The organism is Bittarella massiliensis (ex Durand et al. 2017) (genome assembly GCF_009876955.1).
Classification (GTDB): Bacteria; Bacillota; Clostridia; order Oscillospirales; family Ruminococcaceae; genus Bittarella; species Bittarella massiliensis.
The window spans coordinates 132,530-149,979 of record NZ_WWVY01000005.1 but is presented as its reverse complement, the minus strand read 5'-3'; the positions used below and the strand labels follow the sequence as shown (position 1 = coordinate 149,979).

At 63.4% G+C, this 17,450-nt stretch carries 14 protein-coding genes, 4 tRNA genes and 1 pseudogene; 14 read left to right on the top strand and 5 right to left on the bottom strand.

What is annotated here, in order from left to right; all coding sequences use genetic code 11:
* Nucleotides 1–47 precede the first annotated feature (47 nt).
* Complete coding sequence (locus GT748_RS07785) at nt 48–992, bottom strand: S1 RNA-binding domain-containing protein (protein ID WP_243148047.1); 945 nt, start codon at nt 990–992, stop codon at nt 48–50.
* Nucleotides 993–1,222: 230 nt separating this feature from the next.
* Here GT748_RS07785 and GT748_RS07780 point away from each other — a divergent pair, with 230 nt between their 5' ends.
* The 8 genes from GT748_RS07780 (at nt 1,223) to GT748_RS07745 (ending at nt 7,491) form a co-directional block, all read left to right on the top strand.
* On the top strand, nt 1,223–1,432 hold the full coding sequence (locus GT748_RS07780) for a DUF951 domain-containing protein (RefSeq protein WP_044992719.1): 210 nt from the start codon (nt 1,223–1,225) through the stop codon (nt 1,430–1,432).
* 80 nt (nt 1,433–1,512) lie between these two features.
* The gene (gene prfA / locus GT748_RS07775; RefSeq protein ID WP_044992721.1) at nt 1,513–2,583 is read left to right on the top strand and encodes a peptide chain release factor 1; all 1,071 of its coding nucleotides are present in this window, start codon (nt 1,513–1,515) and stop codon (nt 2,581–2,583) included.
* 2 nt (nt 2,584–2,585) lie between these two features.
* Nucleotides 2,586–3,629, top strand: a complete 1,044-nt coding sequence (locus tag GT748_RS07770; protein ID WP_021659751.1) for an L-threonylcarbamoyladenylate synthase — start codon at nt 2,586–2,588, stop codon at nt 3,627–3,629.
* Nucleotides 3,622–4,221, top strand: a complete 600-nt coding sequence (coaE, locus tag GT748_RS07765; RefSeq protein ID WP_021659752.1) for a dephospho-CoA kinase — start codon at nt 3,622–3,624, stop codon at nt 4,219–4,221. The genes GT748_RS07770 and coaE overlap by 8 nt, the downstream gene beginning before the upstream one ends.
* Nucleotides 4,203–5,618: an aminopeptidase gene (locus GT748_RS07760; RefSeq protein WP_353590444.1), complete on the top strand. Its 1,416-nt coding sequence runs from the start codon at nt 4,203–4,205 to the stop codon at nt 5,616–5,618. Before coaE ends, GT748_RS07760 begins: the two co-directional genes overlap by 19 nt.
* A gap of 137 nt (nt 5,619–5,755) precedes the next feature.
* The gene (locus GT748_RS07755; RefSeq protein WP_021659754.1) at nt 5,756–6,982 is read left to right on the top strand and encodes an MFS transporter; all 1,227 of its coding nucleotides are present in this window, start codon (nt 5,756–5,758) and stop codon (nt 6,980–6,982) included.
* Between the two features lie 85 nt (nt 6,983–7,067).
* A tRNA-Ala gene (locus GT748_RS07750) sits at nt 7,068–7,143 on the top strand.
* A 272-nt stretch (nt 7,144–7,415) separates the two neighbouring features.
* Nucleotides 7,416–7,491: transfer RNA gene (locus GT748_RS07745), tRNA-Ala, on the top strand.
* Nucleotides 7,492–7,594: 103 nt separating this feature from the next.
* Here GT748_RS07745 and GT748_RS07740 read toward each other — a convergent pair.
* From GT748_RS07740 to GT748_RS07725, 4 genes and pseudogenes are all read right to left on the bottom strand, one after another.
* The gene (locus GT748_RS07740) at nt 7,595–8,467 is read right to left on the bottom strand and encodes an MBL fold metallo-hydrolase (RefSeq protein WP_044992708.1); all 873 of its coding nucleotides are present in this window, start codon (nt 8,465–8,467) and stop codon (nt 7,595–7,597) included.
* A gap of 505 nt (nt 8,468–8,972) precedes the next feature.
* Nucleotides 8,973–9,932, bottom strand: a pseudogene (locus GT748_RS16095) (hypothetical protein); the annotation flags it as partial.
* A gap of 407 nt (nt 9,933–10,339) precedes the next feature.
* Nucleotides 10,340–11,506, bottom strand: coding sequence for an NAD(P)-dependent malic enzyme (locus tag GT748_RS07730; protein WP_044992814.1), 1,167 nt, complete (start codon nt 11,504–11,506; stop codon nt 10,340–10,342).
* A gap of 100 nt (nt 11,507–11,606) precedes the next feature.
* A complete protein-coding gene (locus tag GT748_RS07725; protein WP_021659940.1) occupies nt 11,607–12,995 on the bottom strand; it encodes an aspartate ammonia-lyase in 1,389 nt (462 codons plus the stop codon).
* Between the two features lie 134 nt (nt 12,996–13,129).
* On the opposite strand from GT748_RS07725, the gene GT748_RS07720 reads away from it, so the two are divergent.
* The 6 genes from GT748_RS07720 (at nt 13,130) to GT748_RS07695 (ending at nt 17,435) form a co-directional block, all read left to right on the top strand.
* Nucleotides 13,130–13,351 carry a hypothetical protein gene (locus tag GT748_RS07720; protein WP_021659939.1) on the top strand — a complete coding sequence of 74 codons (222 nt, stop codon included), beginning with the start codon at nt 13,130–13,132 and terminating at the stop codon, nt 13,349–13,351.
* Nucleotides 13,338–13,775 (top strand): Lrp/AsnC family transcriptional regulator, encoded by a 438-nt coding sequence (locus tag GT748_RS07715; RefSeq protein ID WP_161213411.1) that lies wholly within the window; start codon nt 13,338–13,340, stop codon nt 13,773–13,775. Before GT748_RS07720 ends, GT748_RS07715 begins: the two co-directional genes overlap by 14 nt.
* A gap of 125 nt (nt 13,776–13,900) precedes the next feature.
* Nucleotides 13,901–13,976 (top strand) — tRNA-Ala (locus GT748_RS07710).
* Between the two features lie 47 nt (nt 13,977–14,023).
* Nucleotides 14,024–14,100, top strand: a tRNA-Val gene (locus GT748_RS07705).
* A 588-nt stretch (nt 14,101–14,688) separates the two neighbouring features.
* Entirely contained in the window at nt 14,689–15,297 is a 609-nt protein-coding gene (locus GT748_RS07700; protein ID WP_021659937.1) for a TetR/AcrR family transcriptional regulator, read from the top strand.
* A gap of 23 nt (nt 15,298–15,320) precedes the next feature.
* Nucleotides 15,321–17,435 (top strand): efflux RND transporter permease subunit, encoded by a 2,115-nt coding sequence (locus GT748_RS07695; RefSeq protein WP_021659936.1) that lies wholly within the window; start codon nt 15,321–15,323, stop codon nt 17,433–17,435.
* The last annotated feature ends 15 nt before the right edge of the window (nt 17,436–17,450 follow it).

The following is a 17,450-nucleotide window of genomic DNA, read 5'->3' as shown; positions in this document are numbered from 1 at the left end:
GGGCCGCGGGGAGTGTTCCCTGGCGGCCCTCCTTTTTTGGCGGCGCGCTAGCAGCCGGATGGGGGGGTGAAGACGGTGGCGATCTCCCGCGGACAGCTGGGCGGGGAGTAGTAAAAGGCGTCGATGTGATCGCCCTCCCAGTAGTAGTGCAGGGGCGGGCGGGACTGGTGGCAGGACCCGGCGGGGAAGTCGTCGATGATGATGAGTTTGATCTTCATCTTCTCCGGCAGGATGCTCTTGATGTAGACCGAGACGGTGTCTCCGGGGTGGATGCCCTCCCGCACCTCCGCCAGGCCCGCCAAATTGGGCAGCAGTTCGATGAAGATACCGTAGCTCTCCACCGAGCGCACCACCCCCGGCACCGTGTCCCCCGGGGAGAAGGAGGCGGCGTTTTCCATCCAGGTGCCCAGCAGCTCTTTGTGGGTGAGGGTGATCCGGCCCAGGCCGTCCCGCCCGGAGACCACCGCCCGCAGCCACTGGCCGGGGGTGAAGCGGTCGCGGGGATGGGCGATGCGGGAGACGGAGATGCAGTCGATGGGGAGGAGGGAGACGATGCCGCAGCCGATGTCCACAAAGACGCCGAAGGGCTCGAAATGGGTGATGGCCGCGTCGATGATGTCCCCCGGGGCGAGGCGGTCCAGGTAGTCGCGCTGACAGGCCTCCTGCACCAGCCGGCGGGAGAGGTCGGCCACCGGCCTGCCGTCGGCCCCCTCGCGCAGCCCGGTGATGCAGAAGCAGACCGGCTTGTTGACCTTGGAGATGACCGAGATCTCCCGCACCTTCCCCAAATCGGCGCCGATGGCGCTCTCGCGAAAGGGCAGCACCCCCATGGCGGCCCCCAGATCTATGTAGAGATTGTAGCTGTTGTCGCATTTTTGGACAATGCCTTCCAGCACGGCCCCCGACTCGATGGCTTCGGAAATGTTGGCAGTGCAGTCAAAGTGGGCAGGCTGCCTGCCCGAGGGCATGCCTTCCGGTGCATAACAATTCAACGTGAAACCCTCCTTTTTTCTTACTGTATCAGTATATGAGCGCCCGGGCGGGAAATATGCGCCGGGAGCCGCGGGAAAGCCGCCCGCCCAATTTGCTGGAAGCGGTGATAAAGATTGCCAAAACGGGGAAAACCCTTTATAATAGGGAAGGCAATTCGGCCTTTTTGTCCCACGGCGGCAAAAGGGCTTTTCGGCTGTTATTGATTTGGGAAAGGGGCGTGTGGCGAGAGATGGACATTCGGGTCGGAGACAGGTTGCAGATGAAGAAAAAGCACCCCTGCGGCTCCTTTGAGTTCGTTGTGCTGCGCGCGGGGATGGACTTCAAGATCCAGTGCACCGGCTGCGGCCGGGTGGTGGAGCTGCCCCGCTCCAAGTGCGAAAAGAACATCAAGAAGCTCTTCCCCCTGCCGCGGGAAGAGGGACCGCAGGGGGGATCGTAGCGACTGCACTCTAACATGCTATGTTCCCACACAGGTAAAAATACAAAACAGAGAGTTGGAGAAGAAGAGATATGGCAGATATGTTTGACCGGCTGCGCTCGGCGGAAGAGCGCTTTGAGCAGCTCAACGAGCTGCTGATGGACCCGGCGGTGGTCACCGACCAGAACCGCTATCGGGACTTGATGAGGGAGCACAAACAGCTGACCCCCATTGTGGAGAAATACCGCGAGCACATGGCCGCCCGGCAGGAGCGGGACGAGGCCAAGGCCATGCTCGACGAGGGTGGGCTGGACAAGGACTTTAAAGAGATGGTCCTCGAACAGCTCGACGAGAGCGGCAAGAAATTGGAGCAGACCTCGGAAGAGCTGCGCATCCTGCTGCTGCCCCAGGACCCCAACGACGACAAGAACGTCATCATTGAGATCCGCGGCGGCGCCGGCGGCGACGAGGCGGCCCTTTTTGCCAACACCCTCTACCGGATGTACAGCATGTACGCCGAGCAGAAGGGCTGGAAGAGCGAGATCATGTATGCCAGCGAGACCGAGCTGGGCGGCTTTAAGGAAATCAGCTTCGCCATCAACGGCGACGGGGCGTACAGCCGCCTGAAGTTTGAGAGCGGGGTGCACCGGGTGCAGCGGGTGCCCGAGACCGAGGCCGCCGGCCGTATCCACACCTCGACGGTGACGGTGGCGGTGCTGCCCGAGGCCGAAGAGGTGGACGTGGACATCAACCCCACCGACCTGCAGATAGACACCTACCGCTCCGGCGGCGCGGGCGGCCAGCACGTCAACAAGACCGAGTCGGCCATCCGCATCACCCACCTGCCCACCGGCATTGTGGTGGAGTGCCAGGACGAGCGCAGCCAGTACAAGAACAAGGACAAGGCCATGAAGGTGCTGCGCTCCCGCATCCTCGAGGGGGAGATGCGCCGCCAGCAGGAGGAGATCGCCGCCGAGCGCCGCAGCCAGGTGGGCACCGGCGACCGCTCCGAGCGCATCCGCACCTACAACTACCCCCAGGGGCGGGTCACCGACCACCGCATCGGGCTGACCCTGTACAAGTTGGAGGCCATCCTCAACGGCGCGCTGGACGAGATCATCGACGCCCTGATCACCGCCGACCAGGCGGAGAAGCTCAAGGCGCAGGATTAGGGGTGAGTGAGATCGACACCAAGCTGTTTGTCATAGACGACGTCGCCCGCGACGACGCCAAGCTGGCCGAGGCCGCCGCCATGCTGCGGGCGGGGAAGGTGGTGGCCATCCCCACCGAGACGGTCTACGGGCTGGGGGCCAGCATCGACTGCGACGAGGCCATCAAAAACGTCTTTTTGGCCAAGGGCCGCCCCCAGGACAACCCCCTCATCGTCCACGTGGACCGGGTGGAGATGGCAAAGGAGCTCTACGCCGATTTCCCGCCGGAGGCGCAGGCGCTGACCGACGCCTTCTGGCCGGGGCCGCTGACCATCATCCTCCCCAAGACCGAGCGGGTCTCCGCCACCGTGTCGGGGGGGCTCGACACGGTGGCCGTCCGGATGCCCTCCGACCCCATCGCCCACCGGCTCATCGAGCTGGCGGGGGTGCCCATCGCCGCCCCCTCGGCCAACCTGTCGGGCTATCCCAGCCCCACCACCGCCCGCCACGTGCAGCGGGACCTGACGGGCAAGATCGACGGCATCGTCTGCGGACCCGACTGCCAGGTGGGGGTGGAGTCCACCGTGATCTCCCTGGCCGGCCCGGTGCCGGAGCTGCTGCGCCCCGGCGCCGTGACCCTGGAACAGTTGCGGGAGGTGCTGGGCCGCTGCGAGGCGTCCCCGGCCATCCTCCACATGCTGAGAGAGGGGGAGGTGGCGGCCTCCCCGGGGATGAAGTACAAGCACTACTCCCCCAAGGCGAACGTGGTGATTTTAAAGGGGGATCTTCCCGCCTACTGCGCCTACCTGAAAGACCACGCCGGGCCGGGCGTCTACGCCATGTGCTTTGACGGCGAGGAGGGGGCGCTCCCGGTGCCGGCGGTGCCCTATGGGCACCGGGAGTCGGACGAGGAGCAGGCCAGACACCTCTTTGCGGTGCTGCGGGACTTTGACGATCTGGGGGCCAAGACGGTCTACGCCCGCTCCCCCAAAGAGGAGGGGGTGGCCCTGGCCGTCTACAACCGGCTGCTGCGGGCCGCCGCCTTCGAGGTGATCGACCTTGGATAGGGCCCGGGTCATCGGCGTCACCGGCCAGACCGGGGCGGGCAAGTCCCTGATTACCGGTTGGCTGCGGGAGGCCGGGTGCCCCGCCATCGACTGCGACGCCTTTGCCAAAGAGGTGATGGACGGGGACCCCGCCTGCATAGGGGAAATCGGCGCCGCCTTTCCCGGCTGTGTCAGGGACGGGGTCATCGACCGCGGGAAGCTGGGGCCGCTGGTCTTTTCCGACCCGGAAAAGCTGGCCGCCCTCAACGAGATCGTCAACCCCCGCATCCTGCGGGCCCTAAAGGAGACCATCGACGGCTGGCCAGAGGGGGAGATGCCCCTGATCGTGGACGGGGCGACCCTCATCGAGACGGGGGCCGCCGACCTCTGCGGCTTTTTGGTGGCCGTCACCTGCAGCGCCGCCGAGCGGATAAAGCGGATCGTCGCGAGGGACAATATATCGGAAAACCAGGCCAGAAATCGGGTGGCGAGCCAGCGGGAGGACCGCTTTTACGCCGCCCGTGCAGATTGGGTGATCGACAACAGCGCGGGCCCCCAGGCGGCCAAGGAGGCGGCAGGGGAGGCGCTGCGCAGATGGAAGGAGCGATTGTGATGAACGAGCTGTCCCAGGGCCAAGAGCTGGCCAAACAGCTTTTGATGGACGACAGAAACGGTGTGGAAAAGGTGGGCGCGGAGGAAATCTATCAGGCCGACCTGTTCTGCGAAAACTACAAGCAGTTTCTCGACTGCGGCAAGACCGAGCGGGAGGTGGCCGCCCAGGTCACCGCCATGCTGCAGCAAAACGGCTACCGCCCCTTTGTGCCCCAGACGGCCTACCAGCCGGGGGACAAGGTGTTTCTCAACAACCGGGGCAAGGCCATCATCGCCTGCACCATCGGCCGCCAGCCGGTGAGCGCGGGGGTGCACATCGCCGCCGCCCACATCGACTCCCCCCGGCTGGACCTGAAGCAGCGCCCCCTCTACGAGGAAAAGGACCTGGCCCTCTTCAAGACCCACTACTACGGCGGCATCAAGAAGTACCAGTGGACCGCCATCCCCCTGGCCCTGCACGGCGTCATCGTCAAGCAGAGCGGGGAAGTGGTGCCGGTCTGCGTGGGCGAGTCGGCCGACGACCCGGTGTTTTGCGTCACCGACCTGCTGCCCCACCTGGCCGCCGAGCAGATGAAGCGGACGCTGGGCGACGGCGTCAAGGGGGAGGAGCTGAACATCCTCATCGGCAGCCGCCCCTTCTTGGACGACAAGGTGTCCGAGAAGGTCAAGCTGAACATCATGCAGATCCTGGCCCAGAAGTACGGCATCACCGAGCGGGACTTCCTCTCGGCCGAGCTGGAGATGGTGCCCGCCTTCAAGGCGCAGGACGTGGGCTTTGACCGCAGCATGATCGGCGCCTACGGCCACGACGACCGGGTCTGCGCCTACACCGCCCTCATGGCCGAGATGGCCGCCCAGTCCCCCGAGTACACCACCGTCACCATCCTGGCGGACAAGGAGGAGACCGGCAGCGACGGCAACACCGGCCTGAACTCCTCCTACCTGAAATACTTTGTGGCCGATCTGGCGGCCTGCTTTGGCGCCAACGGGCGGGACGTCCTCTCCCATTCCCGCTGCCTCTCGGCCGACGTGAACGCGGCCTATGACCCCACCTTCCCCGACGTGACCGAGCCGATGAACACCGCCTACCTCAACCGGGGCGTGGTGGTCACCAAATTCACCGGTTCCCGCGGCAAGGGCGGCACCTCCGACGCATCGGCCGAGTATGTGGGCTATGTGCGGCGGCTGCTGGAGCAGGAGAACGTGCTCTGGCAGACCGGCGAATTGGGCAAGGTCGACGCCGGCGGCGGCGGGACGGTGGCCCTCTACATCGCAAACCTCAACGTGGACGTCATCGACGTGGGGGTGCCGGTGCTCTCGATGCACGCGCCCTTCGAGGTGGTGTCCAAACTGGACGTCTACATGGCCTACCGGGCCTTCCGGGCGTTTTACAAGTAAGTGATTTTGCCTCCCTGAGGGGGAGACGCCAAAAAGCGGGGGTGTTGCCCCCGCTTTTTGAGGGCATGGGCGAGCGGGCTCCCAGCGGCGGCTCTGCCGCCCGCCTGTGCCGCGACAACAAGAGGAGGATTTGACCCTTGAAAAAGAAAAAGAGCATCGCCCTGCTATTTGCTCTGTACGCTGTGCAGGTGACCCTCTCCAACTTCATCCACCCCATCACCCCCACCCTGTTTAAGGATCTGGGGTTCCCCGACTACATGTTCGGGGTGGCCTTTGCCGCCATGAGTTTTTCCAACTTTCTCTTCTGCCCCATCTGGGGGGTGGTGGGCGACAAGATCGGCCACCTGAAGATGTTCGGCATCACCGCCTTTGGCTACGGGCTGGGCCAGCTCTTCTTCGGCCTTGCCACCACCCCGGCCATGACCCTGCTGGCCCGGTTTTTTGGCGGCGCTTTTGCCGGCGGCTTCATGGTGGCCATCATGGCCTACCTGACCAACAACAGCGAGCCCGAAAAGCTGGCCTCCCGGATGAGCTATCTGGCGGCCCTCACCTCGGTCTTTACCGCCATCGGCTACCTGCTGGGCGGGGTGATCGGCGAGCGCTCGGTCTTTTGGGACTTTGCCCTGCAGGTGGGCGGCATCACCCTGGTCGCCATTTTGATGCCCCTGCTGGTGGCCGAGGAGCTGCCCGAGACGGCGCCGAACGCCCCTAAGCAGAGCCTCAACCCCCTGAAGGCATTCGTCTCCATGGGGAAGGGGATGTCCGCCCCGCTGGGCCTCTTTTTGGCGGCGGTCTTCTTCGCCAACTTTGCCACCATCGACTACGACAACGCCTTCAACTACTACATCAAGGCGGAGCTGGGCTTCCCCCCCTCCTACAACGGCATCATCAAGGCGGCCATCGGCATCATCGGCCTGCTCATCAACCTGACGGTCAACGTCTGGCTGGCGAGAAAGACCGACATGCGCCGCAGCATCGTCCCGGTCTTTGGCCTCTGCACGGCGACCCTGGTGGCCGTCTGCCTGGTGCCGGGGACCGCCCCCTTCATCGCCGCCAACGTCATCTTCTACCTCTTTAACGTGATGTACATCCCCATGCAGCAGACCCTGGTCACCAGCGACACCACCACCGGCAAGACCAGCGGCGAGCTCTCGGGCATCTTCAACGCCGTCAAGGCGGTGGGGATGATTGGCGGCTCCCTCTTTGCGGGGCTGATCTACACCGTCGGCGCCAAGCTGCCCTTTTGGTTCGGGGCCCTCTCCTTTGGGCTGGCGGCGGTGACCAGTGTTTTCAGCTTCCGCGCCTACCAGAAAAAGGGGCTTTTGAAGAAGGAGGAGACCCCTTCGTCCGCCGGGAAAAATTGAGTGAAATTTCTTGTAAAAAGGTGTTGACACAGACAATTCCCATTTGCTATAATAGCTACTGCCGGGTCAAACCGGCAGAGTGTCTGGGGCATTAGCGCAGCTGGGAGCGCGCCACACTGGCAGTGTGGAGGTCAGGAGTTCGATCCTCCTATGCTCCACCAGATGGAAACTGCACAACAAAAACATTTGTTGTGCAGTTTTGTTTTTGTATGACCCACTTTGTAACCCGTTTGAGAGGGGGTGAGAAGGGCGTCTTTCGCTCCCCCCCTCGAAAAGGGCTGATGTGTAAGTTGCCTTCTTGTGAGCAGTCCATTTGGCGGCCGGGTGCGGGGAGGGGAGGAGGGCCGCACTTCTGCAAAAAAGGCAAAAAAACGGTTGACAGAAATCGCTCGGTTTGGTATACTATAAAAGTCGAAAAAAGCAGTAGACATCTGGGGCATTAGCGCAGCTGGGAGCGCGCCACACTGGCAGTGTGGAGGTCAGGAGTTCGATCCTCCTATGCTCCACCAGAAAAAATGGCTTGGCAACATCGGTTGCCGGGCCATTTTGCTTTTGCGGGACAAAGGAAAAAGGGAAAGAGAAGGGACGCACCAGATGGTGCGCCCCTTCTCTTTATTGATGGCTGGCTTTTTTGGCCGCCTGCCGCTTGCGGTTGCCGTGGACAAAGGAGAGGAGGTCCCCCTCCGTCTCCTCGTCCGGGTCGCACCCGTGGGCGCGGCGATAGCGGTCGAGGACGTCGGCTGGGTCGGTGCTTTCGCCCGCCAGCTCGCCGAGGGCGATGAGCCGCCGGTAATAGGCGGTGAATTCGCCGGCATCCTGCACGTCCCAGTGGGAGTTGACGTAAAAGCGGCAGGGCAGGTCCTTGATTTTGTCGATCCGGGCGCGATAGTCGGCCAGGTCGTAGCTCCACTCCCCGTGAAACATCTCCTGGCAGAGGCCGTCCCCGAGAAAGAGGACCCCCTCCTGGGGGCAGTAGACAACGGTGCTGTCCTCGCTGTGCTCCCCGCCCAGGTGGATCAGTTGGCAGGTGAGGCCGCCCAGCTCTACCGTCAGGGTCTGGTCAAACAGGATGTCTGCCCCCTGCACGGCGATGGCGCGCTGCGCGCCAAATTCCTTTTTGATGTTCTCGGCGCAGAAGGCGATCTCCTCGCCCTGGGCGACGCGGCGCGCCAGGGCGTCGTCGTCCCAGGCATAGCCGGCCATTTGCAGAAGGTGGGGCTGGGTGCGCTGGTTGGCCAGGGTGGTGAGGCCCATCTCCGGCGCGCCGAAGACGTGATCCCAGTGCCAGTGGGTGAGGGCCAGATAGCGCGGGGCCGCCACGCCAAGGGCCGAAATGCCCTGTAAAAAGGCGCGGGCGTGGGCGGGGGAGTTGCCGCCGTCCACCACCAGAGAGGCGGTTTTTCCGGCAATGAGCCCCAGGGCGGGGCGGTCGGTGTCGTGGTTGTGTTTCATCACAAAGACGTGGGGGGTGAGCTGACGCAGCATGGCGGACATCCTTTCTGTTTGGCCCGTTTTGGCCGATTTGGAAGGTCTACTGCCATTATAGCACGAAAGGACGCCCGGCGGCAGGGGATCATTCCACCTGGTGGATGATCAGGGTGGCAAGGGTATCGTCAGGGGAGGTGGAGGAGATGGTAAAGGCGGAAGAGGAGGAGAGGCGGAAGCTGGAGGCGCTCTCCAGTCGGATGAGCGCCTGCGCCGCGTAGAAGCCCGGTTCGCCAGCCTCCTTTTCAATGCGCAGGAAGGTGCCGGGCAGGTCGTTTCCGTTGACTTGCAGGGTAAAACGGGTGCTCAGCGCAGAGGCGCGCGGGAGGTTGAGGTCGAAATTGAGCCAGTAGACGCCTGGGCGGAGGATGTGAAAGATCCCATAGTCGGAGATGATGTCATCTGTCCGGGGCCCCTCTCCCTCGATCGGCAGCCCGCCGAACAGGCCGCTGATGTGAAGGGTGCCGTTTTGGTAGAAGAAGGCGTAAGAGCAGTCGGGCGCAGAGCCGGTTGCCCCGGTTGGCCCGGTGGGGCCGGTATTCCCCTGCATCCCCATAGGCCCCTGGGGGCCGGCGGGGCCGGTCGCGCCTCTCGGACCGGCGGGCCCGGTGTCTCCTGGCCAGCCCATGGGTCCGGTAGGCCCTTGCATCCCCATGGCCCCTTGCGGGCCGGTAGGACCGGTCGTACCGGGGAGGCCTTGCATCCCTCTCGGGCCGGTTGGCCCAGTATCGCCGGGCCAACCCATGGGTCCCTGTGGTCCGGTGGCACCCTGAGGCCCGGTGGGCCCGGGGCATCCCCGCGGACCCTGTGGGCCGGTGGCCCCGGTCGAGCCCGGCAAGCCCATGGGCCCAGTATCGCCGGGCCAACCCATGGGTCCCTGCGGTCCGGTGGCACCCTGAGGCCCGGTGGGCCCAGGGCATCCCCGCGGACCCTGTGGGCCAGTGGCGCCGGTCGAGCCCGGCAAGCCCATGGGCCCGGTATCGCCGGGCCGACCGATGGGTCCCTGCGGGCCGGTGGCTCCGGTAGTGCCCCTCGGGCCAGCGGGTCCGGGGCATCCCCTCGGTCCTTGCGGTCCGGTAGCGCCGGTGGCGCCGGGTTTGCCGGGCAGTCCCATAGGACCGGTGTCACCGGGCCAACCCATGGGCCCTTCTGGGCCGGTGGGTCCGGGGCATCCCCGCGGCCCCTGCGGTCCGGTAGCGCCGGTGGCGCCGGGCTTGCCGGGCAGTCCCATGGGTCCGGTGTCGCCGGGCCAACCCATGGGCCCTTCTGGGCCGGTGGGCCCGGAACATCCCCGCGGACCTTGCGGCCCGGTGGGTCCAGGACATCCCCATGGGCCCCGCGGTCCGGTGGCCCCGGTAACTCCTCTCGGTCCGGCGGGCCCAGGGCATCCTCGCGGCCCCTGTGGCCCGGTGGCTCCAGGTTTGCCGGGCAGCCCCATGGGTCCGGTGTCACCTGGCCAACCCATGGGCCCTTGCGGCCCGGTGGCCCCGGTGGAACCTTTCGGCCCAGTGGGCCCGGGACACCCTCGCGGCCCCTGCGGGCCGGTGGCTCCGGGTCTGCCCGGCGCTCCCATAGGCCCGGTGGCGCCGGGCCAACCCATGGGCCCTTCTGGGCCGGTGGGTCCGGGACATCCCCGCGGGCCGGTGGGCCCGGTAGGCCCGGGACAGCAGCAGGTCTGCCGGGGCGGCGGACAGCTGGAACAGGGCGATGAACAGTTGCGGTTGCACATAAATAATACCTCGCTTTCACAGATGTGGTCGCGGTATCCTATGTGCTGGCAAAAGGAAAGGTTGCCCGCCGGCGGGACAGAAAAATGCCCGGGCTGGCGGCCCGGGCATAAAAGGGAGGGGGTTCTTTCAAAAAGAGAGAAAATCAGCGGTTTTCTTTTTCCCATGCCTCCCGCACGGCTTTGGCGACGGCGGGGGCCACCTCCTTGCAGAAGGGGCTGGGGATGATGTTCTCCTCCCCCCGCTCATCTTCGGGGATCAGGGAGGCGATGGCGAAGGCGGCGGCCACCTTCATCCCCTCGGTGATGCGGGCGGCGCGGGCGTCCAGCGCCCCCCGGAAGAGGCCGGGGAAGGCCAGCACGTTGTTGATCTGATTGGGGTAGTCGCTGCGCCCGGTGCCGACGATCCGCGCCCCGCCGGCCTTGGCCTCGTCGGGGGTGATTTCGGGGTTGGGGTTGGCCATGGGGAAGACGATGGCGTCTTTGGCCATGGAAGCCACCATCTCCCGGCTGACGATGCCGGGGGCGGAGACCCCCACAAAGACGTCGGCCCCCTTCAGGGCGTCGGCCAGGGTGCCGCTCAGGCACTCCTCATTGGTCAGCTGGGCCAGCGCCAGCATGCTGGGGTTGAGTTTTTCCGGCTCCTGCCGGTTGAGGATGCCGAAGCGGTCGCAGACGGTCAGGTGGCGGATGCCGATGTCCATCAGCATCCGAGAGATGGCGGTGCCGGCAGCGCCCGCGCCGTTGACCACCACCTTGACCTCTCCCAGCTCCTTCCCCACCACCTTGAGGGCGTTGATGAGGGCCGAGCAGACGACGATGGCGGTGCCGTGCTGGTCGTCGTGGAAGACGGGGATGTCCAGCTCCTCCTGCAGCCGCTTTTCGATGGCAAAGCAGCGGGGGGCGGCAATGTCCTCCAGATTGATGCCGCCCAGGGTGGGGGCGATGTGGCGGATCGTCTCCACGATCACGTCGTCGTCCTGGCTGTCGATGCAGATGGGGATGGCGTCGACGTCGGCAAACTCTTTGAAGAGGGCGCACTTTCCCTCCATCACCGGGATGGCGGCGGACGCGCCGATGTTGCCCAGCCCCAGCACGGCCGAACCGTCGGTGACCACGGCCACAAAGTTGCCCTTGCTGGTGTAGCGGTAGACGTTTTCCGGGTTTTTGTGGATCTCGATGCAGGGCTGGGCGACGCCGGGGGTGTAGGCGATACTCAAATCGTCCTTGTTCTCGATTTTCATCTTGGACACCACCGACAGTTTGCCCCCGCATCTCTCGTGGGCTTTCAGCGACTCTTCAAAGTAATTCACCGCTTGTCTCCTCCTCTGTATGCGCCCCAAAAGCAGGGCAGCTCGTTTTCTCTTCTTCAAGTATACCGCACTCTCGCGCGGGATGCACCCTCTTTTCCCATCAGTCCCCAGGGGTGGTCATGGAGAGGGGGTCGAGCAGCTCTTCGAGGGACTTTTCGTCCAGCAGGTGTTCCTCCACGGCCAGTTTGCGCACCGGCTGGTGGACCTTGAGGGCCTCTTTGGCGAGGCTGGCGGCCCGCTGGTAGCCGATGGCGGGGCAGAGGGCGGTGACGATGCCCACGCTCTCCTCCACCAACTGGCGGCAGCGCTCGCGGTTGGCGGTGATGCCGCTGACACAGTTGTCGGTGAAGGTGCGCACGGCTTCCCGCAGGGAATCCAGCTCCAAAAAGAGGGTGAAGAAGACCACCGGCTCAAAGGCGTTGAGTTCCAGCTGGCCGGCCTCGGCGGCCATGGTGATGGTGCCGTCCCCCCCGGCGATGAGGAAGGCCACCTGGGTCACCACCTCGGGGATGACCGGGTTGACCTTTCCCGGCATGATGGAGGAGCCGTTTTGCTTGGCGGGGAGGGAGATCTCCCCCAGCCCGGTGCAGGGCCCGCTGGAGAGGAGCCGCAGGTCGTTTGCCATCTTCGAGAGGGTGACGGCGCAGGCCTTGAGGGCGCCCGAGACGGCCACGAAGCAGTCGATGTTCTGGGTGCCGTCGATCAGGTCCTCTGCCTGGGTCAGGCGCAGGCCGCTGACCTCCGCCAGGGTGGGGACGATGTGCTCGCGGTAGTAGCGGGTGGTGTTGACGGCGGTGCCGATGGCGGTGGCGGCCATGTTGATGGTCTCCAGTTCCGACTCGGCCCGGCGCAGCCGGGCGGCCGCCCGCTCCACTGCGCTGGCGTAGGCCCCAAAGGACTGGCCTAGGCGGATGGGCACCGCGTCCTGCAGCTGGGTGCGGCCCATCTTCACCACGTCGTCGTACTCCCTGGCCTTGCCCCGCAGGGTGGCGGCCAGCCGGTCGAGCTCGCCCAGCACCTCGGGCAGCAGGGCGAGGGCGGTCATCTTGCCGGCGGTGGGGTAGACGTCGTTGGTGGACTGGGCCATGTTGACGTGGTCGTTGGGGTGGACCACCGAGTAGTCGCCCTTGGTCCCGCCCAGCAGTTCGATGGCCCGGTTGGCGATGACCTCGTTGGCGTTCATGTTGGCGGAGGTGCCGGCGCCGCCCTGGATGGGGTCGACGATGAAGCTGTCCATCAGCCGGTCGGCCAACACGTCGTCACAGGCGCGGCAGATGGCGTCGCAGCGGCGCTGGTCCAGTTTGCCGGCGGCGAGGTTGGTCAGGGCGGCGGCCTTTTTGATCTGCGCCAGGCTGTGGATAAAGCGGGTGTGCATCCGCTGGCCGGTGATGGGGAAATTCTGCCTGGCCCGCAGGGACTGCACGCCGTAGTAGGCGTCGGCGGGCACCTGCAGGGTGCCGATGGAATCGGATTCGGTGCGGGTATTCATAAGGGCTTCCTCCTTATAAAAGGCGGCGGGCGGCGCTTGGCGGCTCGCTTCGGCCTTGCTGCTGCGGGGCGTTGGCCCCTCACTTCGCCTTCAGTATACGGCGGGGTCGGGCGGGGGTAAAGGGTTTGCGGGCAATGGAAAACAAAGCCATCAAAAAGGGGGGCGCGGCGAAAAAAAGAAAAGGCAAAGGGGGCTTCGACCTTCTTTTCTTCACCTTTGTGAAGGAGTTGTCAGCCGCTGTTTTTTTCACTTGCCAAAGGGCGGGGGAGGCCGGTATAATAAGAGAGAAAAAGCCCCTCTTCCGCGGCTGCCGGGAGGGGGCGAGTGGGGGAGGCGCGACCGGTGGACACCATTGACAGACAGATCTTGGAGATTTTGGAGAGAGATGCCCGCACTCCCCTCAAAAAAATCGCGGCGGCGGTCTTCCTCTCCCCGCCGGCGGTGTCGGCCCGCATCGAGCGGATGGAGCAGCGGGGGGTCATCACCGGCTATCGGGCGCTGCTGGACCCCCAGCGGTTGGGCTATGCCATCACCGCTCTCATCAACATCGCCATCCTCCCCAAGCACCAGCCCGCCTTTGCCCAATTTGTCAAGGGCTGTTCCAACGTGACCGAGTGCTACCATGTGGCGGGCACCTACTCGATGCTCCTCAAGGCCTGTTTTGCCACCACCGGCCAGGTGGATTCCTTTGTCGAGTCGCTGCAGCGCTACGGAAAGACCCAGACCCAGATCGTCCTCTCCATCGTGGTGGAGCCGCGGGAGGTAGAGCCCCTTTTGTAGGGGAGGATTTTTTGCGCAAAAGGGAAAAAAGGGGTTGCATTTTTATCCCATTGTGATATAATATCTCTTGCAGTCGCGGTGCTGCCGGGTTGCTTCCCGTGCTTTGCCGCCTTTCAAATCCATTTGGGGGCATAGCTCAGTTGGTAGAGCGATACGTTCGCAACGTATAGGTCATGGGTTCGATTCCCACTGTCTCCACCACCTGGATCAGCCGCAATTTGCCGCTTGATTCTTTTACAAAAAAATATGGAGGCGTAGCTCAGCTGGTTAGAGTGTTCGGTTCACATCCGAAAGGTCGTGGGTTCGAGTCCCTCCGTCTCCACCATTTTTGTACAGTCCGTTTCGACGGGCTGTTTTTTTCTGCCTCTTTTTGATTCACCCCCGCACCAACGGCGCAGGGGTGTTTTTGCCGTGCTGGTAAAGGGGGAGAGGGGCGGGGCGGAGGAAGCGGGAGTTGCCATTTCACTGCCGTGGGGGAAGGGGAGGTGAGAGAGGGAGGCACTTCTCAGCAATATAGAGTTGCCACCATCCCCTGTTGTGGGTGGGCGAGACCTGGCTACCCCGCCTGACCGATTGCTGCCAAACGGCGTTCCGGCGTGTTTTGAAAGGGCGGCTCTCCGCTCGCCCTAGGGGGACTTGGATTGAAATGTGGGAGATGCTTTCCAGGACTACTGCTTCTCGAAGTCGTCCCCCATGCGGGGGAGGGTGGCTAAAATCCGAAAAGCGGCCATTTTGCAGAGAAATCTGCACAAAAGAGGCGCGATAAAATAGGGCATAGCTGATAAAATGATGAAAATGACCAATCGTCAATTTATAAGGTTGACTTTTGGTCAGTTCATGCATACAATAGCAACTGTAAGAAAAGTGACCAATCGTCATTTTTGATTCGGCGGCAGAAAGAGAGGCGAAAGAAGTGCTGGTAGACAAGATCCAGGACAAGAAAAAGCAGAAAAAAGAGAGGTTGGAGCAGGCGGCCTACGATCTGTTCAGCGAACAGGGGTTCAGCGAGACCTCCATCGACCAGATCGCCCGCCGGGCGGGGGTCGCCAAGGGGACGTTTTACCTCTATTTTCCCGACAAAGAGGCCCTGCTCAACCAGGTGATCTTCAAGTGCAGCAGCCGGATCTTTAAAGAGGCGATGCAGGAGAGCCGGTTCAAACAGCTCGACGACTGGGTCGAGCGGGTGATCGTTCTCATCGACTACGTCATCGAGCTGTTCAAAGAGCGGCCCAACGACCTGAAGGTCATCAACAAAAACCTCTCCTGGAGCATGGTGGGTGACCAGGTGGAAAAGGGCGACGGCGAGGGCGTCGACCAGGAGTTCGCCGAGCTGTTGAGCTACTACCTGGAGCAGTTGGAGGGCCGCGGGTATGAGCGCAAGGCCGCCTTTCAGCTGATTTTTATGGTGGTTGAACTGGTGGGGGCCGTCTGCTACTCCTCCCTTGTCCTGGGTCAGTTGGGGCCGATCGACGAACTCAAGCCCATGCTCTTTGAGACGGTCCGAAAGATGATCCGAAACTAAACTTTGCAATTGGGGATGAAAGTATGAAGGAGAAAGCGGCTCGCTTTGTCGTCAAAAAGCGAATTGCCATTTTGATCGTGGCCGTGGCCCTGCTCATTCCGTCGGCCATCGGCTTTGTCAAGACCTTTGTCAACTACGACATACTCACCTACCTCCCGGCCGACCTGGATTCGATGATCGGCCAGAACATGCTGGAAGACGACTTTCACATGGCCTCCACCGCCATGCTGGTGGTGGACGGGATGGAGGACTACCAGGTATCGCAGCTCAAGGAAAAGGTGGCTGCGGTCCCGGGGGTGCGCCAGGTCCTCTGGGCCGACGACATCTTCGACAACGGGGTGCCCCGGGAGATGTTGCCGGAAGATGTGAGGAGCGTTTTTTACAGCGACAGCGGCACCATGATGATCATCAGCTTTGACGAGCCCATGGCCGCAGAGGGGACCCTGAAGGCCATTGAGCAGATCAAATCGGTGACCGGGGAGCAGTGCTTTTTGGGCGGCATGGCCGCCATTGTGCAGGACACCAAGGCCCTGGCCGACCAGGAGACCCCCCTTTACGTTCTGGTGGCGGTGCTTTTGTGCATGGCGGTCCTCTGGCTGGGGCTGGAATCCACCGTGGTGCCCTTCATCTTCCTGCTGGGCATCCTCTTCCCCATCCTCTACAACTTCGGCACCAACATCTTTTTGGGGCAGATCTCCTACATCACCAAGGCCCTGGCGGCGGTGCTGCAGCTGGGGGTGACCATGGACTTCTCCATCTTCCTCCTCCACCGCTTTGAGGAGGAGAAGCAGCGCTGTCCCGACAAGGAGGAGGCCATGGTCAAGGCCATCAGCGCCACCCTCACCTCCATCGCGGGCAGCTCCATCACCACCATCGCCGGCTTTCTGGCGCTGTGCACCATGCGCCTGACGTTGGGGAGGGACATCGGCATCGTCATGGCAAAGGGGGTGCTGCTGGGGGTCATCTGCACCGTCACCATCCTGCCCGCCCTCATCCTCTTTTTCGACAGGGCGATCGACAGGCACACCCACCCGGTGCTCATCCACGAGTTGGAACGGGTGCCCTCGTTCATCTGCAAGCACTACAAGGGCATTTTGGTGGCCTTTGTGGCCCTCTTTATCCCCTTTGCCATCGCCCAGGCCAACACCGACCAGTACTACGCCCTGGACGAGACCCTGCCCCAGGACCTGCCCTCCATCGTGGGCACCAACAAGCTCAAAAATGACTTCAACATGACCACCACCCACTTTGTGCTGGTGGACGACAAGCTGGACAGCTACCGCCTCAAGGAGATCAGCGACCGCATCGAGGGGCTCGACGGGGTGGACCTAGTCATCTCCTACGACAAGTACGTGGGCGGGCGGATCCCCGACGACATCGTCCCCGACGAGCTGCGCGACCAGATCGACGCCGGGGGCAAAAAGCTGATGATGGTCAACTCGGTCTACAAGGCCGCCAGCGACGAGGAGAACCGCCAGATCGACCAAATCAACGAGATCGTCAAGGCCTACGACCCCACCGCCGTGGTGGCGGGGGAGGGGGCCATGACCAAAGACCTCATCGAGGTGGCGGCGGTGGACTTTAAAAATGTCAACATCGCCTCCATTGTGGCCATCTTCATCATCATCGCCGTCTGTTTCCGCTCGGCGAGCATCCCCTTCCTGCTGGTGCTGGCCATCGAGTTTGCCATCTCCATCAACATGGGCATCCCCTTCTTCACCGGGACCACCCTCCCCTTTGTGGCGGGGATCGTCATCGGCACCATCCAGCTGGGGGCCACGGTGGACTACGCCATCCTCACCACCACCCGCTTTCGCGAGGAATTGCAGGCGGGGCGGGAGAAGATGGACGCCATCCGCATCACGGTGCAGAAGTGTTCGCCCTCGATCATCACCAGCGGCCTGAGCTTCTTTGCCGCCAACATCGGCGTCGCCATCATCTCCAAGATGGACCTCATCAAGAGCCTCTGCGGGCTGATGGCCCGCGGCGCCATCATCAGCATGCTCTCCATCATCTTCGTGCTGCCGGCCCTCCTCATCCTCTGCGAGCCGCTGATCGCCAAGACGACCATCGGCTGGAGAAAGGCCGCCAAGCTGCTAAAAGGGCGCAAAAAAGAGCCCGAATACCAGGAATTGTAGTGGGAGGAATCACGG

What these genes read in the sequence shown, in the direction of transcription:
- GT748_RS07720 (WP_021659939.1), top strand. Translation starts at nt 13,130, where the DNA reads ATGGAAAACAAAGCCATCAAAAAGGGGGGCGCGGCGAAAAAAAGAAAA.
- prfA (WP_044992721.1), top strand. Translation starts at nt 1,513, where the DNA reads ATGTTTGACCGGCTGCGCTCGGCGGAAGAGCGCTTTGAGCAGCTCAAC.
- GT748_RS07760 (WP_353590444.1), top strand. Translation starts at nt 4,203, where the DNA reads ATGGAAGGAGCGATTGTGATGAACGAGCTGTCCCAGGGCCAAGAGCTG.
- GT748_RS07740 (WP_044992708.1), bottom strand. Translation starts at nt 8,467, where the DNA reads ATGCTGCGTCAGCTCACCCCCCACGTCTTTGTGATGAAACACAACCAC.
- GT748_RS07780 (WP_044992719.1), top strand. Translation starts at nt 1,223, where the DNA reads ATGGACATTCGGGTCGGAGACAGGTTGCAGATGAAGAAAAAGCACCCC.
- GT748_RS07725 (WP_021659940.1), bottom strand. Translation starts at nt 12,995, where the DNA reads ATGAATACCCGCACCGAATCCGATTCCATCGGCACCCTGCAGGTGCCC.
- GT748_RS07695 (WP_021659936.1), top strand. Translation starts at nt 15,321, where the DNA reads ATGAAGGAGAAAGCGGCTCGCTTTGTCGTCAAAAAGCGAATTGCCATT.